Below are 25775 nucleotides of genomic sequence, written 5' to 3'. Positions count from 1 at the left end.
AGTTTTCTAGTTAACATACTATAAGAAATTCTTAAAAAAATGTTATTTAAAAAAGTTTTTTATAGCCTCTAAACGTATGTTATGACTACATTCTTCACAAGTATATTTTCCTTTCATGTTTTCTTTAACTTGCTTATATTTCAATGTGCCTTCATATACTCTAAATCTTTTCCTGCAACTTATACAAATTACTTCATAATAAAAAATCACAAATCCCTCCTTTTGTCAAAATTAATATATACACAAAGGACTTAATTCGAGAATTTTCATTTGAACTTTGATCGAACTATTCAAGATGAACGTAATGCTTCTCCAAAGTAAAATTGACATTAAGTTGCACATACAGCCAGCAATAACTACTATATGTGTTCCATACTTTATTTTAAAACAAAATGAGTGCAGTTTTCTATTCTATACAGGGGCTTAGGCAGGACAATATTTATGGACCTAAGACTAAAGCGAAAATTGAAGAGAAATTGAAGTAATAAAAGAGCCTCTCATATAATGAAGGGCTCTAAATTGCAATCCTTTGACTTAATCGTCCCAGTCTTCATCATCAATCCAGTCGTCTTTCGCTTCTTCAAGCTCTTCTATTAAAAACTCTAGGAATGTGCTACCAACTTGTTTACCATATCCCTCTTGGTTATCCCAAAGGATGACAGGGCATTCTCCTTCTTTCATCTTGTTAGTGTCAAGACAATAAGAAAATTCATCAACATATTCGATCACTTCAAGACCATCGAAAAGGTTATAATATTTTTTATATTCATTGGTCTGTTCAACAACTTCAGCACCGTGAGAGTCATATCCGAGTATCATTGTCCCGTATGCTCCCCCTGAACCATACTCAGTTAAAAACCATTTATAGCTGTCTGGAAGGGGTACATTAAGATCCTCTTCTATTTCTCTAATCTGATCTTCAGTGACTCCCCCGGTGAGAATTGAATTTTCTTTATTTTCATCAAAGAAAGTTTTCACTTTTGAATAATCCATTAAACTTTCACCTCTTATTCTTGGTTCTCAAATTGCTGAGCTCTCCATCTCCAATACCTTCTCGTAAAGCTTTTATATTGTTTATCAAGTACTGGATCGTTTCTAAAATTTTGTCCATTCTCTTTTAATCCATGCAAAACATCACTGTACTTATTGTGCCAGCTTTCAGGTATCTCGAGCATATTGCCAGGCTCTTCTTGAATCAAATGATACAAATTAATTTGGGTTCCATCTTTTGCATTAGTCATATCTTTAACTTCATTTGAACCTTTACGAACTCCTCTACATAAAAAGTTCGGCATAATGGGAAACCAGTTGTATTATCATGCTCATGGAATCGATTTATCAGAAATAGGAGCTCCTTTGATGCAAGGGCAGATTAGTTTTGGTAAGAGTCAGATCTTGCTGAGGGATTATACAAGGAGAGAAGAGATTAAGGCTGTTCTTCTAGAGATATGTGAGGTCGCAAGAAGCGCACGTGCACATAATAAAGTTGGCTGAACAATAAGTCTAGGAATTGGCTACAGTAAAGATGAGCTTGGTGGTGGATTTCATCGAGCAAAAACAATTGATCTTCCTACAAATATCACAATGGATATTTATAGATGCTACTTGATGCTCTTTACTAAATTTCACTCGGGTAAAACAGTGAGAAGTATCTCAGTTACGTTATCGAATATTGAGGATGATGTTAATCAGCAACTGAGTTTATTTGAGGTGGATAATGAAAAGAGAAGGAAACTCGGGTTTGTCATGGATGGGATTAGAAGCAAATACGGATCGAAAGCAATTCTGAGAGCAGTTTCTTATACACCTGCAGGAACTGCGCTTTATCGAGCTGGATAACAGGTGGACATAAGAGTTAAAACCCTTCTCAATGAGAAGGGCTAAACATTAAACAAAAAACTTGGTCGGTTGAATAGAAGTAATATTCCTTTTAGCTTCATGGAACTCTTTGTCATTCGAGGATGAAAAGCCACTAAAAATTGCTAATCCAACGACAACTGACAAGGTGGCTAATGCAAGTTTAAATTTCATATAAACACTCTCCTCTTTGTATTTGGATTCGGGCGTCCACCATTACGTCAAAAAAGGTGGTTGAGTTTTCAAATTGCCCTATCTCCTTACAATAATTAGCCGTGTCGAGTGCTAATTCCTCTAAATCTGGATACATAACATTATCTTTTAGTACAGAAAAAGTTTGAAAAACTGTGCGTTTATCTATAGAGTCGATATATAAAGCTTTTAAGTAATTAAACTCAGCAACTAAGATATCATCGTTTATGGCTTGTGCTTTCTCGATGCCTTTTTTATAAAGAATAAAGCCTTTTTCAATATCCTTCATTTTGAAGTAAATTTGTGTCAGTGTAAATAACGTGTGAGGGAGAAGATCACTTTTATCGTTTTCGTACAATGAGACTGCTTGTTCAATATATTCAGCAGCTTTGTCATACTCTTTCATCTTATAATAACAGTTTCCCAAATTATATAATGATGCACCAATTAGCTTGTGTTTGTTTATGGCTTTTGAGTCTTTTAAGGCTCCCTGAAGATGCGGAACTGCTTTTTCATGACTTTCCAGATCATCAAAGTTGCCTGCTACAACAAAAGCACATTGTATTCGGCGAACAGTATAAGTTTTTTGGTCTTTATAAATGTTAAGGGCTGCTTCAGCATAGTGCATTGATACATGGGTTTGTTTCATGTGATAATACACTTCTGCCATTTTAAAATAGAACTCTGCTCGTTCAATTTCATCTGTTACTAAAGCGAGCTTTTTCTCAGCAATTTTATATGACCTTATTGCTTTTATATATTCCTTCTTATCAAATTCGTGCATTCCTCTAAAGAAATTGCAGTAGTATTCCAGGACACCTTTAAGTTTTGTTTGGTTACTTTCAATCTTTTCTAATAAGTCTGAAATTTTAGGGCGTTCTTCATTCAAGGACTTAGGTTCAAGGTAATCGAGCATTAGCTGATGACGAAAACACATTAGTGAATAATACAACAATAAGTCTTGGTCTTCCTTCATATGTTTTATTTCTTCTTCAACCTCTGCTTTTAATATCTCTGCATCTGGAACGGCGAACATCCGTATGTATTTATACCACTCATTGATTTTAACTCCAACTGCGGATGACGGAATTAATTGCTCCATTGAAATCCCTCCCTATATGTATCCAATAGACTAATATGTCATATTTTATCATATTTAAATGAATAAGGAAGATTAATGTTATCTTAAAAAACGAAAAAAAAAACCTTCTCAATTAAGAGAAGGGTAGAAGGTTTATCTCGGTGAATCATAATCCATTGCTTGTTCACTATCAGAATCAGTTGATTCAAGTAAGTGGCAATATTATTGAATAAGGATAGTCATTTAAAGAGGTTATTGTTGTCTTCATATCGAAATAAAGGTCAAGTAAGAATGAGGGGAGTTACTTTAATGCATATCACAACAAAAAGGTTATTGATACGTGAATTCGAATTCAAAGATTGGCAAGCTGTATATGCGTATACATCAGATATTAATGTGATGAAGTATATACCAGAAGGGGTTTTTACTGAAGAAGAAGCAAAAGCATTTGTAAATAAAAACAAAGGTGATGACGCTGAAAAATTTCCTGTCATACTAATAGATGAAGATTTACTTATCGGCCATATTGTTTTTCATAAGTATTTTGGTGAACATACATATGAGATTGGGTGGGTGTTTAATCCGAATTATCAAAATAAAGGGTATGCTTCTGAAGCAGCGCAGGCTATCTTGGAATACGGATTTAAAGAAATGAAATTACATAGGATTATAGCTACTTGTCAACCTGAGAATATTCCATCATACCGAGTTATGGAGAAGATTGGAATGAGACGAGAAGGCTTTTTTAAAAAGTGTATTCCAAAAGGCAATGAGTGGTGGGATGAATATTATTACGCTATTTTAGAGGATGAGTGGAATTGAACTATACTGATCTAGCGTTAATCATTTTATAACCGATCTTCTCACTTTTGCCTTAGTATGAATTGATCTATGTTGAATTGCTTAATATGTCATTGAACTCAGAGAATAAAGTGAACAAGCCACAGATGTTCATTATCTTTTAGGGGGTTCCAAAAAGACCATATTTCTATCGATCGCCCAGAGTGAAAATGGTATACTAAAGTTACAATCATAGGAAAGAATTACAATTTTTCTAGGTCTACATAAAATAAAATCATCTGATTAACCGAAAGTGAGAATGTGTGAATGAATGTAATAGGGTATATGGAGGAAAGATTTCAAAACCTCGAATTAATTCCTAGCATCTATAGACAATGGGGCACAGGAATCCATTTTTGTCTTGGGGAAAATATCTATCAACTCCAAGCAAATGAAGAATTGAATCTAAAGATGTTTCAGATTGTATATGAACAAACCTCAATCATTTTTAATGATTTATTTGAACAAAATGATGACATATTCCTTGTGGCGAATATGTATAAGCACAAAAAGAAAGTGAAATGTATAAGAAAATTAAAGGTGTATCAACCGTTTCTAAAGTGTAAAAATCATTTGAATCAAATGATGGTGAAGACTTATCCTTACCCTTTCGAAATCAATAAAGCTGAAGAATACGAGATGCAGCAATTTTCCCTGTTATGCAAACCTCGAGACTTACGTGTAACTGAATTACTTAAAGCAGCCAGTAACGAGGATTTTCCATTAAAACCGAAATTCGGAGGTTACTCTATTGATTACCCTGATGTTTTCTTTGTGAACATTACAAAAGACATTATTTTCTTTATCTATGATGACCGCGGATGTGAAGTCATAGCTCTTGATTTCAAACGAATACGTCATCTTTATGAAAAATATCACGACTGGGTAGAAGAGTATAAGTACATGTAATACTCTTTTTTATAGAAACTGAAAAAATCTAAGTTTTATATGGCTCTAGTTCAGTTCGACATGCCATGGGGCAACAGCTAAAATGGTTTTACGTAATTAGGGAAGGATTCTAAAGGTCGGGCTGAGAAATAAATGATTCAATTAGTTGTCCATTTCAAAAAACCATATGCTGATGATGAGGATCTGATTAAATTAAGTGTCACAGAAAGGGATGAAAAGTTTCAGAATTGCTTGACTTTACTTTATGTTGAAAGGGGTCGAGTAAGATGGATAAAAAAAAGGATGAAATACAAAGAAAGTATAGGGAGCAAATGAGGGAGAAGAAAGAACGAGAAAAAGAAGATGGCAGTTCACATACTTTTGAAATTGTTGTTGTGCTGGCCATTATCATATTGATGTTTTTCTTTAATTCAGTATTTAAGGCTTTTTAGATATTATACAGATGACTTTCAGGATTATTGAAAAAATAACCCTTTGAGGTATTAGTATTGAAGGACTTATGAAAATTCAAGAGGCAGTTGAATCTTAAATAATTAATTACCAAATATCGGGGATGGAAAATGAAATTGTATAATGAATTTATCAATATAGCTAAAATTTTTAATAAAGAGCTAGACATCATTCCATTATTATATGGCTCTTTAGGTCTTGAAAAGGTAACTGGGTTGGGCTTTTCCCCAGAAGATATTGATATCCTTATTCCTTTAATTTTTTTAGAGGAAAGGTGGGGAAAACTAAAAAAAGTGATGGAACTGCATGGATACAAAATGGTTGATTTACATGAGCATGAATTTAAGAAAACTAATACCAAAATAGGCATTGCTTACATTGAGGATTTAAAACCATTTGCAGATGTAGACTATAATAACCTAGAGGTTTTTGAAGATGACGGAGCGAAATATCATTTGCTAACGATTGATGATTACCTCAAGGTTTATAAAAAGTCTTTATTAGATGGCTATAGAAGAAGGAAGAAGAATCATAAAGACCAAAGTAAAATTAACATATTGAATAAATTAATACAGAATTAATTTCTGTATTCTCTTTTGTTTTCACCCTCAATTAAATTTTTAAGATTAAAATACGTTTGAAAGGAAAAATCATAGTGTTTAACAAAGCCATTAGTCCTCAGACAGTCAAATAGCCATTTCTACTCCTGTTGAAAGCTTCTCTGTTTTTGCTTCTTATTTATTCCTGTATTGATATATGTATGTATGTAGGGTTGGACTTATAACATAAACTACTCTGGCCATTCCTTTTCTTTCTACTCATGACCAGGCTTGCCATCAGCATAAATCTACGCTAACAGTCTACATACATCCTGTTATCACCTTTATCAAACTCTTAAATGCAGCTTACCACTAACCAATTCCTTATTTCGCATAGATCATATTTGTCATATGGTTACACAAGAATCTGTTTTCGGACTGATCGTTGTTAATTGATACATGACATTCGAAAATTTTTGAGACACTGAATATAACAAAAGAGTCAAAAATCAATATTAATTCCATTCCTGTTTAAACTTTCTGAAAAAGATGTTGAAAAAGTCAAAAGGATTTTATAATATTAAGTCAAGTTAGTTTGTTCGGTCAACAAACTAATGAGGTGAACTTTAATTGTCTATCGATAAAGCTCTTGTTAAATATGGATGGAAGGGGGGAACAAACAAAAGAAAGAAGCTTTTATCCTTTTTCAGCATATAAAGTATGACGAAAAAAGATGAGTTTACTGCTTGTTGATCACCATTTAGATGATGAAAATGCTCTGTTTTGAAAGCGCTTTTATAAACACGTCCAGTCCATAAGTTTGAGGGGATTTTTAAACCGTTTCACACTGTTCCATATTAAAGGATCGAAAAGGGGAGAAATCATGCTCAGTGAAAATGTAAAGAAGATTAGCATGGTTGAAAAAGTTGGATATGCGTCTGGAGATTTTGCGTGTAATTTAATTTATGCAACAGTGTCTACTTATCTTTTGTTCTTTTATACAGATGTATTTGGTTTATCGGCTGCAGCCGCCGGTACTATGTTCTTAGTGGTTAGAATAATCGACGCACTCGCTGATCCTTTTATTGGAACAATAGTTGACAGAACGAATAGCAAATTTGGACGCTTTAGACCGTATCTTTTATTCGGAGCTTTTCCATTTGTCATACTGGCCATACTCTGTTTTACAACTCCGGATTTTTCGGATATGGGGAAATTAATATATGCCTATATCACCTATGTCGGCTTGTCGCTTACATACACAATGATAAACGTGCCATATGGCGCGTTAACATCTGCAATGACCAGAAATAATCAAGAAGTGGTTAGTATAACGTCTGTCCGTATGTTATTTGCGAATCTTGGGGGACTTGTCGTTGCATTTTTTGTTCCCTTACTGGCTGCTTATTTAAGCGATACTTCCGGCAACGAATCTCTTGGCTGGCAACTAACCATGGGTATTTTGGGAATGATAGGCGGGTGCCTTTTAATCTTTTGTTTTAAAAGCACAAAAGAGCGTGTCACTCTTCAAAAATCCGAAGAAAAAATTAAATTTACGGATATATTTGAGCAGTTTCGTGTTAATCGTCCACTTGTTGTATTAAGTATTTTCTTTATCATTATTTTTGGAGTGAATTCCATCAGTAATTCGGTTGGCATTTATTACGTAACGTATAACCTAGAAAGAGAGGATTTGGTGAAGTGGTACGGTTTGATAGGAAGTTTGCCCGCTTTGGTTATTTTACCGTTTATTCCAAGGCTTCATCAATTTTTGGGAAAGAAGAAATTACTAAACTATGCATTATTACTGAATATAATCGGCCTCTTAGCTTTACTGTTTGTTCCGCCAAGTAATGTATACCTCATACTTTTCTGTCGCTTAATCGCTGCTGCTGGAAGTCTCACTGCCGGGGGATATATGTGGGCGCTTATTCCTGAAACAATAGAATATGGAGAGTACAGGACTGGGAAAAGAATGGGCGGTCTCATATACGCTATTATCGGATTTTTCTTTAAATTCGGCATGGCCTTAGGAGGAGTTGTTCCGGGTCTGGTTCTTGATAAGTTTGGATATGTGGCAAATCAGGCACAAACTCCGGCGGCATTAACGGGGATTTTAATTACAACCACCATTATTCCCGTGTTCTTGCTGGCTCTGGCTTTAATTGATATTAATTTCTATAACTTAGATGAGAAAAAATATAAAAACATGGTTCGAGAATTAGAGAATAGAGACAAAGTTTATTTGGATCATATTGATGATTTCAAAGCTTAAAAAAGAAAATAAACTGAGGAGGAGTCCCAAATGAAGATTACCAATCCAGTCCTTAAAGGATTCAATCCAGATCCAAGTATTTGCAGGGTAGGAGAGGATTATTATATCGCTGTATCTACATTTGAGTGGTTTCCGGGAGTCCAGATACATCATTCAAAAGATTTAGTCAATTGGCGCTTAGTTGCACACCCATTACAGAGAGTTTCACAATTAGACATGAAAGGAAACCCTAATTCAGGTGGGGTTTGGGCACCATGTTTAAGCTATAGTGATGGAAGGTTTTGGCTGATCTATACCGACGTTAAGGTAGTAGATGGCGCTTGGAAAGATTGTCACAATTATTTAGTGACTTGTGAAACGATTAATGGTGATTGGGGGGAGCCGATTACCTTAAACAGCTCGGGGTTTGATGCTTCTTTATTCCATGATACAGATGGAAAAAAATATTTATTAAATATGTTATGGGATCACCGTATTGACCGGCACTCATTTGGAGGAATTGTCATCCAGGAATATTCTGATAAGGAGCAAAAATTAATCGGTAAACCGAAAGTGATATTTAAAGGAACTGACAGAAAGCTAACAGAAGCTCCGCACCTTTATCATATCGGGAACTATTATTATTTACTAACTGCAGAAGGCGGAACACGGTTCGAACATGCTGCAACAATTGCCCGATCTGCAAATATTGAGGGACCATATGAAGTTCATCCCGATAATCCAATCTTAACGTCATGGCATGATCCAGGAAATCAATTGCAAAAATGCGGACATGCATCCATTGTTCAAACACATACAGGTGAGTGGTATTTAGCTCATTTAACGGGACGTCCCATACATCCAGACGATGAGTCAATTTTTCAGCAGAGAGGATATTGTCCTTTGGGCAGAGAAACAGCTATTCAAAAACTCTACTGGAAAGATGAATGGCCCTATGTAGCAGGCGGAAAAGAAGGAAGTTTGGAGGTGGAAGCGCCTTCTATACCCGAAACCGTGTTTGAAGCCACGTACCCCGAAGTTGATGAATTTGAGGATTCAACATTAAATATCAATTTTCAAACGTTAAGAATCCCGTTTACAGAAAAATTAGGTTCATTAATCCAGGTGCCAAATCATTTACGATTATACGGTCATGAATCATTAACCTCGACATTTACTCAGGCATTTGTAGCCAGGCGTTGGCAAAGCCTCCATTTTGAAGCGGAAACGGCTGTAGCGTTTTTCCCGGAAAATTTTCAACAAGCTGCTGGATTGGTGAACTACTACAATACAGAGAACTGGACGGCTCTTCAAATCACGCATGATGAAGAACTTGGCCGTATTCTTGAATTAACAATATGTGATAACTTTTCTTTTTCACAGCCATTACACAATAAAATTGTTATTCCTCGTGAAGTAAAGTATGTATATTTAAAAGTAAATATCGACAAGGAAAAATATTATTATTTCTATTCTTTTAACAAAGAAGATTGGCACAAAATTGATATTGCATTGGAATCGAAAAAATTATCAGATGATTACATCCGTGGGGGGGGATTCTTTACAGGAGCCTTTGTAGGGATGCAATGTCAAGATACCAGCGGTCATCATATTCCGGCCGACTTTAGATATTTTCGTTATACAGAAAAATAAAGTGTATGTGAAAAAGGAGGCTCTATTTTAGGACTCCTTTTTCAGAATGTGCCTATATATAACAAACAAAAAGCTCATCTTTAAAGATGAGCGGAGAGCGACATTACATTGTAACCATATCCAGAAAATGATCAATCACAATGGAGGACATTCCTAATGCCGGTGCATTTTTTCCTAAGGAAGATGGTAATAATTCATAGCTATTGCCTAATTGGGAATAAACCCTTGACGATACTTCGCTTCTAATTGAATTTAAAACCATAGGATGGGATTCAATTATGCTGTTTCTTAAAATGATGGCTTGTGGATTGAATGTATTTAGAATATTGGTAAGGCCTATTCCTAAATAGAATCCAAAATTCTGTAATGCATGTAAGGTGCTGATATCATTTGCATGGGCGAGCTCTATGATATCTTGATAGGACACTTTTTTCTCTTTCGTCTGAAGAGATGTTAATAAAGCCTTTTCTGAAGCATACAATTCCCAGCAACCTCGGTTTCCGCAACTGCATTTAGGACCATTAAAGTCAATTGTCATATGTCCCATTTCTCCAGAGAATCCGCTTACCCCTCTATATAAATGGTTGTTGATAATAATACCGATCCCTATCCCTGTACTGATACTTGCATAAATAATGTTATCGTGATTTTTTGCAGCACCAAATACTTTTTCTCCATATGCGCCAGCATTTGCCTCATTTTCAATAAAAACAGGCACATTGAATTTCTCATGTATAGAAGATTTTAAGTCGATATCTCTCCAGTTCGAGTTCGGAGTGAAAACAATTTTTTGATTTTTATCAATGAGTCCTGGCGCACAGATGCCTATACCAATAAGACCGTAAGGAGATTGGGGCATATGCGTAATAAAGTGATGAATCATATCAATTAAAATGTCTTTCGTTATTTCTGGAGAATTTGATTCTAAATGGTGGTGTTGATCAAGAACGATCGTCCCTTCAAGGTCTGTTAAAATGCCATTGATATAATCCACACCAACATCTATTCCTACGGAGTATCCTGCCTTTTTATTAAAAACAAGCATGACAGGCCTTCTTCCGCCACTTGATTGTCCTTGACCTATTTCAAATACAAGATTTTCTTTCATTAATGTGTTTACCTGTGATGAAACAGTTGATTTATTTAATCCAGTCATTTCAGATAATTTTGCTCTTGAAATCGGTGAATTTTTAAGTATTTCTTTTAATAATAACTTTTGATTTACTTTTTTAACAAAGGCTTGATCTGCGATATCCACTTCATCCACTCCATTTGTATAACCTTTAAATTAAGTATGAACATAGTACATATTGAATCTTCCCTTTATTATATCTAATGTGTTCATAAAAAACTAAAAAAAATATTGAAAATACTGATGAGGTTATATAAGATGAAAATAAGTTAGTTTGTTCAGGCAACAAACTAACAAGCAGCTATGAAATAAATGCAGCTGTATTTGAATGATCATGTTTTGAATTTATTTTTAAGGGGGAAATCACATGGCTCAATCTCATTCTAGTTCAGTCAACTATTTTGGAAGCGCAAACAAAGTGGTTTACGAAGGGAAAGATTCGACTAATCCTTTAGCATTTAAATATTATAATCCTCAAGAAGTAATCGGCGGAAAAACGATGAAAGAGCATTTGCGATTTTCTATTGCTTATTGGCATACATTTACTGCTGATGGCACAGACGTTTTTGGAGCGGCTACGATGCAAAGACCATGGGATCACTATAAAGGCATGGATCTAGCGAAGGTGAGAGTAGAAGCAGCATTTGAGATGTTTGAAAAACTAGATGCACCATATTTTGCTTTTCATGACCGGGATTTTGCACCAGAAGGAAGTACGCTAAAAGAGACTAACCAAAATTTGGATATGATCGTGAGCATGATTAAAGATTACATGAGAAATAGCAACGTTAAGCTATTATGGAATACTGCAAACATGTTTACAAATCCCCGTTTCGTCCATGGCGCTGCGACTTCTTGCAATGCAGATGTGTTTGCGTACGCTGCAGCCCAAGTGAAAAAAGGGTTAGAAACAGCAAAAGAGCTTGGCGCCGAGAACTATGTATTTTGGGGCGGCCGTGAAGGATATGAAACATTGTTAAATACCGATTTAAAATTTGAGCTTGATAATTTGGCAAGATTTTTGCATATGGCAGTGGATTACGCGAAGGAAATCGGGTACACAGGGCAGTTTTTGATTGAGCCAAAACCAAAAGAGCCGACCACCCATCAATACGATACAGATGCAGCAACAACCATTGCCTTTTTAAAGCAATATGGCTTAGACAATCATTTTAAATTAAATCTCGAAGCCAATCATGCCACATTAGCCGGGCATACATTCGAACACGAATTACGCATGGCAAGAGTGCATGGTCTGCTTGGCTCTGTTGACGCGAACCAGGGACACCCTCTGTTAGGCTGGGACACAGATGAATTTCCGACAGATTTATATTCTGCTACACTAGCAATGTACGAAATTCTGCAAAATGGCGGCCTTGGAAGCGGCGGATTAAACTTTGACGCGAAGGTCAGAAGATCTTCTTTTGAGCCTGATGATCTAATATATGCCCATATTGCAGGGATGGATGCATTTGCAAGAGGATTGAAAGTCGCCCATAAATTAATCGAAGATCGTGTGTTTGAAGATGTGATTCAACACCGTTACCGCAGCTTTACTGAAGGGATTGGTCTTGACATTATAGAAGGAAGAGCTAATTTCAATACACTTGAGCAATATGCGCTAAATAATCAATCAATTAAAAACGAATCTGGAAGACAGGAGCGATTAAAAGCGATATTGAACCAATACATTTTAGAAGTGTAACGGGATAAGCTTCAGATCCTGCGATACAAAGTCACCGAACTACCCGTCATAATTCCTTTACTCTTTCTGATTGTTATGACGGGTAATTTTTATAATTGGGATTTATTTAGAGTGAATGATTTTTTAAAGGGTAAGGAGTGGAAAAATGAAGTACGTCATTGGAATTGATCTAGGGACGAGTGCTGTTAAAACCATTTTAGTCAATCAAAACGGCAAGGTTTGTGCAGAAACGTCCAAACGTTATCCACTCATCCAAGAGAAGGCGGGATATAGTGAGCAAAATCCTGAAGACTGGGTGCAGCAAACAATTGAAGCATTGGCTGAATTGGTTTCTATATCTGAAATTCAAGCCAAGGATATTGATGGGATAAGCTATTCGGGACAAATGCATGGGTTGGTGCTGCTTGACCAAAATCGTCAGGTGTTGCGCCATGCAATTCTTTGGAATGATACCAGAACGACGCCTCAATGTATCAGGATTACCGAGACATTTGGCGATCATCTGCTTGACATCACAAAAAACCGCGTTCTTGAAGGGTTTACATTACCTAAAATGTTATGGGTGAAGGAAAATGAACCTGAACTTTTCAAAAAAACTGCTGTTTTTTTGCTTCCAAAAGACTATGTGAGATTTCGTATGACTGGTGCCATTCACACTGAATACTCCGATGCAGCAGGGACTTTACTTTTACATATTGCCCGCAAGGAGTGGAGCGATGATATTTGCAAACAATTTGGTATACCTGTAGATATTTGTCCTCCGCTTGTTGAATCTCATGATTGTGTAGGATCGCTGCTTCCGAACGTCGCGGCGGAGACAGGACTATTGGAAAAAACAAAAGTGTACGCTGGGGGAGCGGATAATGCTTGCGGTGCTATTGGAGCGGATATTCTTTCTTCCGGCAAAACATTATGCAGTATTGGGACCTCAGGGGTCATACTTTCCTATGAAAAAGACAATGAAAGAGACTTTAAAGGGAAAGTGCACTTTTTTAATCATGGAAAAAAGAATTCTTTTTATACGATGGGAGTCACGCTCGCTGCAGGATACAGCTTGGATTGGTTTAAAAATACGTTTGCGCCAAACGAATCGTTTGAGCAATTATTGCAGGGGGTGGAATCTATTCCGATAGGAGCCAATGGACTGCTATACACTCCTTATTTGGTGGGTGAAAGAACGCCGCATGCTGATTCTTCTATTCGGGGAAGCTTGATCGGAATGGATGGAGCCCACAAAAGAGAGCACTTTTTGAGGGCGATAATGGAAGGTATCACATTCTCTTTGCATGAATCAATTGAGCTATTCCGCGAAGCGGGAAAATCAGCTAATACTGTCGTTTCTATTGGTGGGGGTGCTAAAAATGAAACGTGGCTGCAAATGCAAGCTGATATTTTCAATGCGAGGGTGATTAAGTTAGAAAATGAACAAGGCCCAGCCATGGGAGCGGCTATGCTGGCTGCCTTTGGAAGTGGTTGGTTTGAGTCCCTTGAAGAATGTGCAAAGCAGTTCATTCGTAAGGCTGCTACATTTTATCCAATGGAACAAAATGTCCAAAAATATAAAACACTATTTGATTTGTATAAGAGCATTTACACTCACACAAAGGATCTCAATACAGCTTTGAAAAGCTTTCGAAAAAACGAATGACAATGGAACAATTAGCGACGAATCACCATCAAAGGCGTTATCTGTTAACAAAATTGAAAACGTTATCAAAAAATGATTTCATGCAATTCTATTTTCAAAAAAACAATAGGCTATTACATTATAAACTAAGCTTTTTAGGGGGATTGAGAGAATAATTCTAACTACCATGGCAGCCTCTTTTGAAAGGTGGTGAGCACAACGGTAAGACCAAATACACCCTCATCAAACAGGAGGAATACCAAATGAAGCAAAAAAGAATGAAGTTTTTGTTAGTAGTTTTATTTAGTCTAGCACTGACATTACCTGCATGGTCCGCACAGGCGGCAACTACAATCACCTCAAATCAAACTGGCTCCCAAGATGGCTATGATTATGAATTGTGGAAGGATTATGGGAACACTAGTATGACGCTAAATAGCGGTGGCGCGTTTAGCGCCCAGTGGAGTAACATTGGGAATGCTTTATTCCGAAAAGGCAAGAAATTCGATACAACCAAGACTCACTCACAACTTGGAAATATATCAATTCGTTACAACGCAACCTTCAATCCGGGAGGAAATTCATATCTGTGTGTTTATGGATGGACAAAAGATCCGCTCGTAGAATATTACATCGTCGATAATTGGGGCACCTATAGACCGACTGGAACGCCTAAAGGTACATTTACTGTTGATGGAGGGACATATGACATTTATGAGACCACTAGAATCAACCAACCTTCCATTATAGGTATCGCAACCTTTAAACAGTATTGGAGTGTCCGGCAGACAAAACGAACAAGCGGAACCGTATCTGTCAGCGAACACTTCAAAAAGTGGGAAAGCTTAGGAATGCCAATGGGTAAGATGTATGAAACCGCACTTACTGTAGAGGGATATCAAAGTAATGGCAGTGCTAATGTAACTACCAATGTATTGACTGTTGGGGGGAAAAGTCAATAATCCTTCCTCTTGGTTTACGATGAATATGGGCAGTATGTTCATGCACAAATAACCCCTCACATTAACGTGAAAGGGGTTTTTTATTATCTACACTTTTTATATTATTCAAAAAGATTCATGTTACAAAAGCTAGATCAACTCTAACTATTAGGAGTTGCGAAATCAGCTATCTCGTGTGCTATACACAGAAAATTTCACAGGCAGTGTTTTTCTATTTCACACAGCCATGAAAACCTCTATTGGTCACGTATCCATTCTTGCTCCAGATGGAAAGTTTTTCTGATTTTGCTTCTTGCTCATCTAGTCTGAATTTGTCTATGTATTTGGTGTTTGGCTCATATACATATGCTACTCTGGCCAATCCTTCTTTCAACAATGTTTCCTGAACAGATTTGCCGTCAGCATAAACGTAAGCTAACAGTCTTCCATACTTATCTCTGCGATCGCCTTTATCAAATTCCAGCTGCAGCTTACCGCTGTTGACCAATTCTTTATTTCGTTTTGACGCATCCTCACCGTATGGCTGAACACAAGAATGCGGTTTCTTCGTCTCAGGTGTATCAACGAGCAAGTAGCGGACTGTGTCTTTTTTTCCGTTGTAAATCACCTTAATCGTATCTCCATCAACTGTTCTATCTAATGTAACATCTACCAATTTCTTATGAGGCGTGCCAGCCTCTTGTTCTGGCTGTTTATATTCATTAGAGTGAGTATGCTCAGTCTCACTAGAACCTGACTGGTTTGTTGCTGTGCGATTTGATCCGCAAGCTCCCAAAGTAATACTTAAAACGGCTGCGATCATACTGACCAAAATCTTCTTCATATTCATTCCCTCTTTATCATTTTCTCTTTTCACGTTTAAACAACAACATTATAACGATATGGACATTTTTTGTGAATGGAAAATGCCTATAACTTCAGGGGAACTTCTTACACTGAAATTGCCAATGGTTAACTTTGTAATAAGGTGACCAAAATATTACCATCACAGAAGGAAGATAAACAATTCTGAAAATGATATTGACTGAAAATGTTTTTAGAATTATGATAATATCAGAAGTGACAATAATATGACAAAAACATCACTACAACATAACAATTAATGGCTTATGTTATTGATTAAAAATGCAAACGATTACAAACGCAGAAATCTAAGATCGAGATGACATTAGTTTTGTATCAATATCCACACTGAAAGAGCTTATTAAGTATTCTTAATAAAGGCAGGGGAGATGGATATGAATGAACATCGAAATCGAAGGTTGAAATTAATAATGATCTCAGCAACTTTTGGAGGACTTCTCTTTGGGTATGACACCGGAGTTATAAATGGAGCTTTGCCTTTTATGGCAAGACCAGATCAGCTTCATTTAACAGCGGTTACAGAAGGGCTTGTTACGAGTATTCTTTTATTAGGTGCGGCGTTTGGAGCGTTGTTATGCGGAAGATTAGCTGATCGATATGGCCGCCGTAAAATGATCCTTAATCTCTCTTTTTTATTTTTCTTGGCATCACTTGGGACAGCGTTTGCACCTAGTGTTTTCATCATGGCGGTCTTTCGTTTTTTATTGGGACTGGCTGTTGGGGGAGCTTCAGCGATGGTACCGGCTTTTTTAGCAGAAATGGCACCGCATGAGAAGAGAGGACGTATGGTAACCCAAAATGAGCTAATGATTGTTGGCGGGCAATTTTTAGCATATGTTTTTAATGCCATCCTTGGTGTAACAATGGCAAATACGGGACATGTTTGGAGATACATGCTAGTCATTTGTGCCGTTCCGGCTATCTTGTTATTTGCCAGTATGCTTAAGGTGCCAGAAAGCCCGAGATGGCTAATCTCCAAAGGCAAAAAAAATGAGGCGCTGCGTGTTCTTAAACAAATTCGTGAAGATAAACGTGCAGAAGCTGAATATCGAGAAATTCAAAAAGCGGTAGAAAAAGATACACAGCTTGAGAAGGAATCGCTCAAGGACTTTTCTACCCCATGGCTGCGCCGTCTTTTGCTGATTGGAATCGGTTTAGCCATCGTGAATCAAATTACAGGTGTGAACTCGATTATGTATTATGGCACACAAATCCTTAAAGAATCCGGTTTTGGCACAAAAGCGGCTTTAATCGCTAATATTGGGAATGGGCTGATATCCGTTATTGCAGTTATATTTGGGATTTGGCTGGTCGGAAAAGTAAGGCGGCGTCCAATATTGTTGATTGGTTTGGCGGGGACGACTACAGCGCTCCTATTGATTGCAATTTTCTCAATTGTGCTTGATGGATCTATGGCACTTCCTTATGTGGTGCTTTCTTTGACCGTTTTATTTCTTGCCTTTATGCAAGGGTGTGTAGGACCTGTGACTTGGCTGGTCATAGCGGAAATATTTCCTCAAAGATTGAGAGGACTTGGTTCTGGGATAAGTGTTTTTTTCTCTGGATATTAAACTTTGTGATTGGTTTTGCTTTCCCGATCTTGCTTAGCTCTGTAGGGTTGTCTTTTACATTCTTTATATTCGTGGCTTTAGGTGTATTGGCAATTGGTTTTGTGTACAAATTCATGCCGGAAACAAAGGGGCGTACACTTGAAGAACTAGAAGAGCATTTCCGTTTTCGACATGATCATAATACTCCTGAACAATCAGTTATTAAGGTATAAATATGTTGAACATCTCTCTTCTTCAGAAAAAACAAAATCCCTCTGCCAGAGGGATTTTGATTCAGCATGTTAAGATGTTCTACACGTATAATACGGGAGTTGATACTTTGAAAATCTCGCCATCTCTTATATAAAAACGAGGGATGCGGCGGCTTAATGTAGATACCACTTCATAGTTAATCGTATTGAGCATTTCAGCCACTTCATCAACGGAAATCTCAGCTCCTTTTTGCTTACCGTAAATTACGACTTCTTCTCCTTGTTCACCTTCACCGTTTTCTCCTAAACTGACCATGATCATATCCATTGTTACTCTTCCCGCTACAGGCACTCGTTTTCCGCGGTGAAGAACAAACCCGCGATTGGAAAGGGCACGAGAATAGCCGTCAGCATAGCCGATCGGGATTGTAGCAATTACTTCATTAGGTTCTGCAACGTATGTAGCACCATAGCTAACGGTTCGGGGCTCTGTCCGCATGGTTTTGACATAAGCGATGCGCGCTTTTAAACTTAGCGCAGGTTCAAGCTTAACGAGATGTAGTTGTTTAATATAGGAAGAAGGATATAAACCATATAAGCCGATACCTAAACGGATCATATCAGCGCTAAATTCCGGAAATGCGATAGCTGCAGCTGTGTTGCACATATGCACGGTGGGCAGCTCAATTCCTTGTTCTTTTAAAAAGCTGAGAAAATTGATGAATTTTTCGTGCTGCAGCTTTGTGAGTGTTGTGTCTGGTTCATCAGCTGTTGAAAAATGTGTAAAAATCCCTGTCCACCTGAGAAATTCGCTTGCCTTTAGGGCTTTCACTACTGCTAAAAGCTCTTCCTTTGTGCGTACACCTAATCGTCCCATGCCGGTATCCACGTTAATATGAATAGCCAGCCGATCAGTACTTGCTTCTTTCTCCAATATCTCGTTTGCTTCTTTTATCCAATCAACCTGAAATGCTGATAATGTTATATTCCAAGCCGCTGACTTCTTCACACAACTAAGGGACGTAAAACCAAGCACAAGGATAGGTGCTGTAATTCCCGCTTTTCGTAAAACGATTCCTTCCTCCACGCTGGCAACAGCGAGCTCACTCGCCCCGTGTTCAAGTGCATGACGCGCCACTTCTATAGACCCGTGACCATAACCGTTCGCTTTTACGACAGCCATAATTTTGCTCTTATGTGGAATATGACGGCGGATCGCTCGCAAATTCTTTTTAACGGCATCAAGATTGACTTCGATCCAAACTTCTCGGCAAAGCTTTATCATCAACGCTTCCTTCCTTCTTATGGATTGTAACTACCACCTATTGCCGTAAGAATAAATGTTAATTGTTGGATGATTCGATCTTATTTTATTCAGCTTCATTTGAAATCATTCAACAGCAAATCCATGTGATACGAAAAGGTGCTAATCAATGTTCGAATAGCAAATACGGATAAACGAGGCTTGTAAGGGGATGAGAATGGATACGGAGGCTGAGGATATGAGAAGTACAACTAATCAAAAATAATCTGCAGTGATTATTTATTTTGGTACACTCTCATAGGAGGAATGATAACCAGAAATCAAACAGGGAGGTTTCACCGTTCTCAATAACAAGAGATACCTGTTAGAATCAGTGGTTTTCATGTGTTGTTTTTTTATGTTTGCAGTACAAAAAAAGCATTTTTCTTTTTGTTGAACATGCTGACGGAGCAAACTGCCCAAAACATGGAGATGATTAAAGCGAAAAAGCACGGTCTGCAGAGAATAGAACAAAAAAGACACTGTATATAAAGATACTGACTGAGCCTAGAGGAAAGGGGGGCGCCTAAGGTATGAACATTAGAAGAACCTTTTAAATGAGAAGGACTGAGAAAATTCTGTAAAAGATAATCCGTTCAAAAAGCAGTCGATTCCTTGTTCCATAAACCTGACATCAGAGTATATAATTAAATTCGTATTCAAAAAATCGTTTAAGTAAGGGGTATACATGAAAAGGGGAGTTAGTTTTCAAATACCGAATGAATATGGAAATTTTCTATGGAGAATACTGCAGCCAGTAGACATAGCTCATTATAAGTGGCAAACGAGTGGTGAATCTTATTTTGTAGTAGACGGAGAGCTCGATAATGAGGAGCTTTTTCATGACTTTGCTATTGTTGAAGGGGCGGATTTTGCGCAACTATTAAAAACGAATCAGTACTATACCATTTTCGTTGAATTGAAAGCATTTCCACATGGAAAAACAGTTAATCAAGTCAATACATATGAAGAGTTTGCTGACAGTGATTGCGAATTTGTACTTTTGATAGCAGATAATAGCTACGTTTCGATTTACTGTAAAAACAAAAATACCATTGAAAAACTTTATTTTAATGCTTTACACAATGATTTTGAAGACGTTCAGTTTATAACTGATGAAAATGACACAAGAACAGGCCTTACTGTATGATAGCAAATAAAATAAAAGGAGCTAATACATAACAATGCAAATTAAAATCAAATATCTAGATGAAACACAAACAAGAATCAGCAAAATTGAGAAGGGAGACTGGATCGATCTTCGAGCAGCTGAAGATGTAACAATCAAAAAAGATGAATTTAAGCTTGTCCCATTAGGTGTAGCAATGGAGCTGCCAGAAGGTTACGAAGCACATGTCGTTCCTCGGTCAAGCACATATAAGAACTTTGGCGTTATTCAAACAAATTCAATGGGTGTTATCGATGAGTCATACAAGGGAGACAACGATTTTTGGTTCTTTCCTGCTTATGCATTGCGCGATACTGAAATTAAGAAGGGTGATCGTATCTGTCAGTTTAGAATCATGAAGAAAATGCCGGCGGTTGAATTGGTTGAAGTTGAGCATTTGGGAAACGAGGATAGAGGAGGACTCGGTTCAACAGGTACTAAGTAAACAAAATAAATCCTTGGCTGTCTTCATGATGTGTGATTGATCAATGCAGATTACAGCCAAGGTACATATTATCTAATTTGAACAGCAAATGATTAAATGTTTATTGAGGTCCCATTTTTATTTTTATAGCGATTAGCTAGTCTTTTATAATACATGCTTAACATGTAAAAGAACCAATAGCCTAACAAAGTCCCTAAGGTGTTAAGCATTAAATCATCCACGTCAAAACTTCTGTAAACAGATTTTATATACACTGAATACGAAAGCTGTGTTAGTTCAATAAACAAAGAAATGAAAAATCCAATTAGTAATATTTTTTTAAGGTTATTAAGTTTTTCAAATAACAGTGGAAATAAAAAGCCAACTGGGAGCAATAATATCAGGTTTCCTCCGATTGATCTGATTACATAAAATTGTAGGCCTTCGTGATAAACATCTACAAAGAAATAAAATGGGATGAAGTTATTCCCTGATACAAATGGGAGATAAGAGTCGTACCTCATATCTTTTATTAAACCAGCATCTACGGGCAGAGGAAATAATGTAACACTTATCAAATTGAAAAAGTAAACCAATAAACAAAAGATAACGATATGCTTATGTATGGGTAATCCATCTTTTTTAAAAAGGGCTCGTTTAATGAGTCGATAAACTAGAAAGCAAAAATAGAGGACCATTAAAAATGGCAAGAGAAAAGACGAGTCGAACATAAGTACACCACAATTTCCTTTTTGATTCATTTTAACACAAATAGGAAAATGAAGGAATTTTTAAAATAAAAGAATGTTTGATCAGAGGGCAAATAAAAACTAGGATATCATCAACTTAACCAAGTTAAATGGTGTGTCTGGGTCAAAACTTGCGGTAACTAAAAGCAATGTGACAGACTATGTTATGGAGAAATACCGATGTAAAGAGAGGGTAACTCCTCTTTACACACAAAGGGATGGAATAAGAATCTCTTTTTATCGGTGCGTGCTTACTATTTGCGATAATATTGTATTCGTAATATATTATGCCAAGCAACTGAAAATGAAGGAAGGAAATGAATTGCCATGACTCAATTCGATAAACAATACAACTCAATCATAAATGACATTATAAATAATGGAATCTCAGACGAAGAATTTCAAGTAAGAACAAAGTGGGACTCAGATGGAACACCGGCTCATACACTAAGCGTGATTAGTAAGCAAATGAGATTCGACAACTCAGAGGTTCCGATTTTAACGACAAAAAAAGTTGCCTGGAAAACAGCCATTAAAGAATTGCTCTGGATTTGGCAGCTGAAATCGAACGATGTTAATGATTTAAACAAGATGGGCGTACATATTTGGGATCAGTGGAAACAAGAAGACGGCACTATTGGACATGCATATGGATTTCAGCTGGGGAAGAAAAACAGAAATTTAAATGGAGAAAAAGTGGATCAGGTTGATTATCTTCTTCATCAATTGAAGAACAATCCATCATCACGCAGGCACATTACAATGCTATGGAATCCTGATGAATTAGACGCAATGGCCTTAACACCATGTGTATACGAGACACAGTGGTACGTGAAACAAGGGAAACTCCACCTTGAGGTAAGAGCGCGGAGCAATGACATGGCCTTGGGGAATCCGTTCAATGTATTTCAGTATAATGTGTTGCAGCGCATGATTGCTCAAGTGACTGGCTATGGGCTTGGTGAATATATCTTTAACATTGGGGATTGCCATGTGTACACCCGTCATATAGACAATTTGAAAATCCAGATGGAAAGAGAACAGTTTGAAGCACCTGAATTATGGATCAATCCTGAAGTGAAAGATTTTTATGATTTTACAATCGATGATTTTAAGTTAATCAACTATAAGCATGGGGACAAGCTTTCATTTGAGGTAGCAGTTTAATGCTGCCTTTTTTTATTTTATTGTTGGTAATTTTTATAAAATTTAAATATGAAAGGATATTCTATAACAGAATATAAGTTACAAATAAAGAGAAAACAAAATTAGAGCGCATGTAACCGAAGGTATTGTTTAAAAGCGTCAGATGGTCTTACGTACAAGAGGAATGGCGGATTCTTTGATCTGAAAAAATTGAATACGCGGTGAAAAGGCAATTCGTTTTATCAGGTGTAATTCCTGCTAATAATATTATAGGCCTTAAGAATATTGTGTTGCGAAGAAAAGTCTATACGATAGCTGTAAGGATTGTTGAGTCTATTCTATGCTTCAAACTTTTATCGTTAGAATTGACTGGTTTTGTATTTATACATGCGATCACATTAAAGAATCGCCGTCATAATCTCTGTTTTTCATCTATTATTCTCTTACTCAGCCTATATATATAAAATATTCCCAACATTTAAAAATAACCATTTAAATATATTTCTAGAAATTGTATACTTATATGGTACTAAATGAATACATAGAAAGGACTGTTGTTGATGAAAAAAGTTTTTTGTAAGTTAGCCATTAGTTCGATTGCTCTATTTATATTAGGTGTTCCTAATGGCAATGTATTAGCTGCTGAAAAAGGAGCAGACAAGACTGTTAACGATGTGGCATCACAAGTACATACTGTATTTGCAAACGAGTCGACTGGATCTGGAGGCGGAGAGTTTACTGCGCAATTTGTGAACGATTTTCGCAATGTTAAGATGAATGTTAAAACGTATAAAAGCTGGTCTAGTTTTAAAAGGGTATCCGATAATATAGCCACTGGCAGTAAAGGGGGATCTATTACTGCAAACAAAACAGTTACTTTTACAACAACTGTAAGCGGATCTATTAGTGGTTTAGGAATATCTACTGCAGGCTCTGTAGCTAGCTCTAAAGGATACACTCTAAATGTTGGAGCAAATAAAAGAGTCTATATGGCATATAGAGTTAGATATAATGTAGAAGAAGGGTACAACTGTCGCAAGGATATTGTTACTGGTAAATGTGTATCAAAGAAAAAATATGTAGTTAAAAAACCTATGTATGGAGAATATGCTCTGAAAAACTATTAATTTTATATAAAAAAGATTAGCTTAAAAGCTAATCTTTTTTATTAAGAAGAAAATATCCTAATTTTGAAACTAGATACAAAGTGAAAGCGATCATTAATGTTCTTGATATAACTATTCCATGAATAGCTAAATCATATCCAGCAGGAATCAACGCTTTTGTATTAAACATAAAATACATTGATACCAGAAGAGCAATAATAACAAGAATTATCCCAAAAAGACCTGTTTTTTCGTATTTCATACAAATTCCACCCTATATTATAATGTGATATAAACAAACGAAAGAGCTGAATATTAAGATAATTCAATAATCAGCAAACAATAGAATATTGTCAAACTGTCTTTGAATATTATTTTTGTAATAAAGAAATAATTGAAAGCCCCACAAATGAGGGGCTTTTATATAGTATCTAGTTCTATATTACTTAAATAAATCATATCAAAGTTATTTTAAAATTTCAACTTTTGTTTTACTAATATTTATTAACATTGTTAACCTTTTCAACTATAGGAGAGAATTTCTTTTGTTTCTTACTCTTTAATCCCTTAAACAAAACGTCTTATTTTATCGCATAGCTGGACAAAAGGTTCTCTGTTCATATATCTCTATAATTTTGGAAACTGAGCGGGTTTTTTAGAGAGGACGAAAATGCTAGCAAAAACCGCCAGCAATGCTGGCGGCCTTTTGCTGCTTCGTTTATTTATTAACAGAGATTGTAACGTTATTTCCTGAAACAGAAACCTTTGCGAAATCCTGTGTATCTACCACAGGAGTGATAGCTTTATTGTCGATTGTGATGCTGTTAAAAGATGTCGAAAAGGCTGTTTTGATGGCATCACGCTGGCTTTCATAAGAAACTGCTGCAGTAGCAAGTGTTTTCCATTTTGAAATCGTGCCGATGTTGGTCCCTTGAATTTCTGTGATAATTCGTCCGGTATAGCCGTCATTGTTCGTTCCCCAAAGGGTCATGCGCGTATTGCCGTTTAAATTTTTATAGATTGTCATTTGGACTGTGCTTCCAGGGCGGAAGCCTTTATTGTATGTGAACTTGTCTTTTCCTTCGATGTACGTTTCTTCATTTTTGGATCCTACCTTCATGAGGGGCTTCCAGACGTTGTATTGCTTGCTGTACTGAAGCCCGATATCTGCCTCAGTTCCGCTTGTTGCCCTAAATCCTGAATAAATATAAGGAGTAGAGACCGTATCATATTTTACAGTGTCAGGAAGATTGATTTTAGCTGTGAAAACGGCGCCTGTACTATTCAGATAGGCGCGGCCGCCGATTCCCTTAGGCAGCTGGGAGGCTGCTTTTGCGACTTGAGCATCTGCCGCGGGCAAGCCTGGTATACCTGATGGAAGTGTTCCGAAAAGAATGGCTGTTCCTACTGCACCTGCAATCAATACTTTTTTCACTCAAATTCCCCCTTTTGATAGTGATTTCGTCATTTATTATACCTTATTTTGGAACTGGATTTATGTATATAAATCGACAAAATATTTCATTTTGAGTGATGTAAGGGACGAAACGTTTCTGAAATCTGAAAGCTATATACCTTTAACAAAGGAAATAATAAGATCATAATCGTTTTAACCGATTTGAAATTTTCCTCATAATAAAAGCACAAATGCTTAAAGAAACGATAATCAAAAGAATGCGCGCTATCGTTTCCCAGCCTGTAAAAAAGGGGTGCTGTTTCATCAATGTCTGTCCTTGTAACATGATAAAAGCACAGATACCGACTAAGAAAAGAAAACAAATGCTTAGAATTGCTAACGCTTTACGTGAGTATGTTTTCATTTCATCTTTAAAATACAGCAATACGAAAACAAAGCAGCTAACATTGGCGATTGTTCTTATCACCTCAAAGCTTGTCATGGCAACTGATATAAATAGACAAAGTAAAATGAGATAAAATACGATGTTTCTAGACAAACAACCTCCCCTTTTATGTGTGATACTCTAAGAGTTTATAAACATTCCTTTGTAACTGCAATAATTGGAAATCGAATTGAATCTGCCTATATAAGAA

The 25775-nt window shown here is 36.6% G+C and carries 23 protein-coding genes and 3 pseudogenes; 15 read left to right on the top strand and 11 right to left on the bottom strand.

Going from position 1 to position 25775, the window contains the following annotated elements; all coding sequences use genetic code 11:
• Positions 1 to 534 precede the first annotated feature (534 nt).
• Positions 535 to 993 carry an SMI1/KNR4 family protein gene (locus tag BFW96_RS10795; RefSeq protein WP_069839410.1) on the bottom strand — a complete coding sequence of 153 codons (459 nt, stop codon included), beginning with the start codon at positions 991 to 993 and terminating at the stop codon, positions 535 to 537.
• A 14-nt stretch (positions 994 to 1007) separates the two neighbouring features.
• Positions 1008 to 1232: pseudogene (locus tag BFW96_RS10790) on the bottom strand (HNH/ENDO VII family nuclease); the annotation flags it as partial.
• Between the two features lie 43 nt (positions 1233 to 1275).
• Here BFW96_RS10790 and BFW96_RS10785 point away from each other — a divergent pair.
• Positions 1276 to 1859: pseudogene (locus tag BFW96_RS10785) on the top strand (DinB/UmuC family translesion DNA polymerase); the annotation flags it as partial.
• Positions 1860 to 1887: 28 nt separating this feature from the next.
• On the opposite strand, the gene BFW96_RS21655 reads toward BFW96_RS10785, so the two are convergent.
• Both BFW96_RS21655 and BFW96_RS10780 read right to left on the bottom strand, forming a co-directional pair.
• A complete protein-coding gene (locus BFW96_RS21655; RefSeq protein WP_153801665.1) occupies positions 1888 to 2031 on the bottom strand; it encodes a hypothetical protein in 144 nt (47 codons plus the stop codon).
• Positions 2021 to 3151, bottom strand: coding sequence for a response regulator aspartate phosphatase (locus tag BFW96_RS10780; RefSeq protein WP_069839408.1), 1131 nt, complete (start codon positions 3149 to 3151; stop codon positions 2021 to 2023). Before BFW96_RS10780 ends, BFW96_RS21655 begins: the two co-directional genes overlap by 11 nt.
• A gap of 288 nt (positions 3152 to 3439) precedes the next feature.
• Between BFW96_RS10780 and BFW96_RS10775 the strand changes: the two genes are divergently transcribed.
• The 6 genes from BFW96_RS10775 to xynB all read left to right on the top strand — a co-directional run bounded on the left by BFW96_RS10775 (position 3440) and on the right by xynB (position 9775).
• Entirely contained in the window at positions 3440 to 3952 is a 513-nt protein-coding gene (locus BFW96_RS10775; protein WP_069839407.1) for a GNAT family N-acetyltransferase, read from the top strand.
• A 285-nt stretch (positions 3953 to 4237) separates the two neighbouring features.
• On the top strand, positions 4238 to 4879 hold the full coding sequence (locus BFW96_RS10770; protein ID WP_069839406.1) for a DUF3885 domain-containing protein: 642 nt from the start codon (positions 4238 to 4240) through the stop codon (positions 4877 to 4879).
• A 266-nt stretch (positions 4880 to 5145) separates the two neighbouring features.
• Positions 5146 to 5310: a hypothetical protein gene (locus BFW96_RS10765; RefSeq protein WP_003231681.1), complete on the top strand. Its 165-nt coding sequence runs from the start codon at positions 5146 to 5148 to the stop codon at positions 5308 to 5310.
• A 129-nt stretch (positions 5311 to 5439) separates the two neighbouring features.
• On the top strand, positions 5440 to 5910 hold the full coding sequence (locus tag BFW96_RS10760; protein ID WP_069839405.1) for a hypothetical protein: 471 nt from the start codon (positions 5440 to 5442) through the stop codon (positions 5908 to 5910).
• 841 nt (positions 5911 to 6751) lie between these two features.
• Positions 6752 to 8143 carry an MFS transporter gene (locus BFW96_RS10755; RefSeq protein ID WP_014664087.1) on the top strand — a complete coding sequence of 464 codons (1392 nt, stop codon included), beginning with the start codon at positions 6752 to 6754 and terminating at the stop codon, positions 8141 to 8143.
• Positions 8144 to 8173: 30 nt separating this feature from the next.
• Positions 8174 to 9775 carry a xylan 1,4-beta-xylosidase gene (gene xynB / locus BFW96_RS10750; RefSeq protein ID WP_069839404.1) on the top strand — a complete coding sequence of 534 codons (1602 nt, stop codon included), beginning with the start codon at positions 8174 to 8176 and terminating at the stop codon, positions 9773 to 9775.
• A 103-nt stretch (positions 9776 to 9878) separates the two neighbouring features.
• On the opposite strand, the gene xylR is transcribed toward xynB, so the two are convergent.
• Complete coding sequence (xylR, locus tag BFW96_RS10745) at positions 9879 to 11033, bottom strand: transcriptional repressor XylR (protein ID WP_069839403.1); 1155 nt, start codon at positions 11031 to 11033, stop codon at positions 9879 to 9881.
• Positions 11034 to 11274: 241 nt separating this feature from the next.
• On the opposite strand from xylR, the gene xylA reads away from it, so the two are divergent.
• The 3 genes from xylA (at position 11275) to BFW96_RS10730 (ending at position 15201) form a co-directional block, all read left to right on the top strand.
• The gene (gene xylA / locus BFW96_RS10740) at positions 11275 to 12612 is read left to right on the top strand and encodes a xylose isomerase (protein ID WP_069839402.1); all 1338 of its coding nucleotides are present in this window, start codon (positions 11275 to 11277) and stop codon (positions 12610 to 12612) included.
• 145 nt (positions 12613 to 12757) lie between these two features.
• Positions 12758 to 14260, top strand: a complete 1503-nt coding sequence (gene xylB / locus BFW96_RS10735; protein ID WP_069839401.1) for a xylulokinase — start codon at positions 12758 to 12760, stop codon at positions 14258 to 14260.
• Between the two features lie 242 nt (positions 14261 to 14502).
• Positions 14503 to 15201: a glycoside hydrolase family 11 protein gene (locus BFW96_RS10730; RefSeq protein WP_040083068.1), complete on the top strand. Its 699-nt coding sequence runs from the start codon at positions 14503 to 14505 to the stop codon at positions 15199 to 15201.
• A 211-nt stretch (positions 15202 to 15412) separates the two neighbouring features.
• Here the strand turns inward: BFW96_RS10730 and BFW96_RS10725 are convergent, their stop codons facing one another.
• A complete protein-coding gene (locus tag BFW96_RS10725) occupies positions 15413 to 16024 on the bottom strand; it encodes a thermonuclease family protein (protein ID WP_069839400.1) in 612 nt (203 codons plus the stop codon).
• Positions 16025 to 16433: 409 nt separating this feature from the next.
• Here BFW96_RS10725 and BFW96_RS10720 point away from each other — a divergent pair.
• A pseudogene (locus tag BFW96_RS10720) lies at positions 16434 to 17848 on the top strand (sugar porter family MFS transporter).
• Between the two features lie 79 nt (positions 17849 to 17927).
• On the opposite strand, the gene alr reads toward BFW96_RS10720, so the two are convergent.
• Positions 17928 to 19112 carry an alanine racemase gene (alr, locus tag BFW96_RS10715; protein WP_014664095.1) on the bottom strand — a complete coding sequence of 395 codons (1185 nt, stop codon included), beginning with the start codon at positions 19110 to 19112 and terminating at the stop codon, positions 17928 to 17930.
• Positions 19113 to 19818: 706 nt separating this feature from the next.
• Here alr and BFW96_RS10710 point away from each other — a divergent pair.
• Both BFW96_RS10710 and dutA read left to right on the top strand, forming a co-directional pair.
• Positions 19819 to 20280: a DUF2691 family protein gene (locus tag BFW96_RS10710; RefSeq protein ID WP_014664097.1), complete on the top strand. Its 462-nt coding sequence runs from the start codon at positions 19819 to 19821 to the stop codon at positions 20278 to 20280.
• Positions 20281 to 20314: 34 nt separating this feature from the next.
• On the top strand, positions 20315 to 20743 hold the full coding sequence (gene dutA / locus BFW96_RS10705; RefSeq protein WP_069149646.1) for a dUTP diphosphatase DutA: 429 nt from the start codon (positions 20315 to 20317) through the stop codon (positions 20741 to 20743).
• Between the two features lie 92 nt (positions 20744 to 20835).
• Here dutA and BFW96_RS10700 read toward each other — a convergent pair whose 3' ends face one another.
• Positions 20836 to 21420, bottom strand: coding sequence for a VanZ family protein (locus tag BFW96_RS10700; RefSeq protein WP_234698033.1), 585 nt, complete (start codon positions 21418 to 21420; stop codon positions 20836 to 20838).
• 378 nt (positions 21421 to 21798) lie between these two features.
• Between BFW96_RS10700 and BFW96_RS10695 the strand changes: the two genes are divergently transcribed.
• Together BFW96_RS10695 and BFW96_RS10690 are read left to right on the top strand one after the other, a co-directional pair.
• Positions 21799 to 22638, top strand: coding sequence for a thymidylate synthase (locus BFW96_RS10695; protein WP_069839398.1), 840 nt, complete (start codon positions 21799 to 21801; stop codon positions 22636 to 22638).
• A gap of 539 nt (positions 22639 to 23177) precedes the next feature.
• Positions 23178 to 23744: a hypothetical protein gene (locus BFW96_RS10690; RefSeq protein WP_069149648.1), complete on the top strand. Its 567-nt coding sequence runs from the start codon at positions 23178 to 23180 to the stop codon at positions 23742 to 23744.
• A gap of 28 nt (positions 23745 to 23772) precedes the next feature.
• Here BFW96_RS10690 and BFW96_RS10685 read toward each other — a convergent pair whose 3' ends face one another.
• The 3 genes from BFW96_RS10685 to BFW96_RS10675 form a co-directional block, all read right to left on the bottom strand.
• Positions 23773 to 23985 (bottom strand): hypothetical protein, encoded by a 213-nt coding sequence (locus BFW96_RS10685; RefSeq protein ID WP_040083057.1) that lies wholly within the window; start codon positions 23983 to 23985, stop codon positions 23773 to 23775.
• A gap of 456 nt (positions 23986 to 24441) precedes the next feature.
• Entirely contained in the window at positions 24442 to 25158 is a 717-nt protein-coding gene (locus tag BFW96_RS10680; protein WP_040083056.1) for a YrpD family protein, read from the bottom strand.
• Positions 25159 to 25321: 163 nt separating this feature from the next.
• Positions 25322 to 25678: a YoqO family protein gene (locus BFW96_RS10675; RefSeq protein ID WP_040083055.1), complete on the bottom strand. Its 357-nt coding sequence runs from the start codon at positions 25676 to 25678 to the stop codon at positions 25322 to 25324.
• Positions 25679 to 25775 lie beyond the last annotated feature (97 nt).

Origin of the sequence: Bacillus sp. F56 (genome assembly GCF_001748205.1) — a bacterium.
GTDB lineage: Bacteria > Bacillota > Bacilli > Bacillales > Bacillaceae > Bacillus > Bacillus stercoris.
Note: the sequence above shows the minus strand (reverse complement) of the source record. Positions and strands in the feature narration are given on the sequence as shown.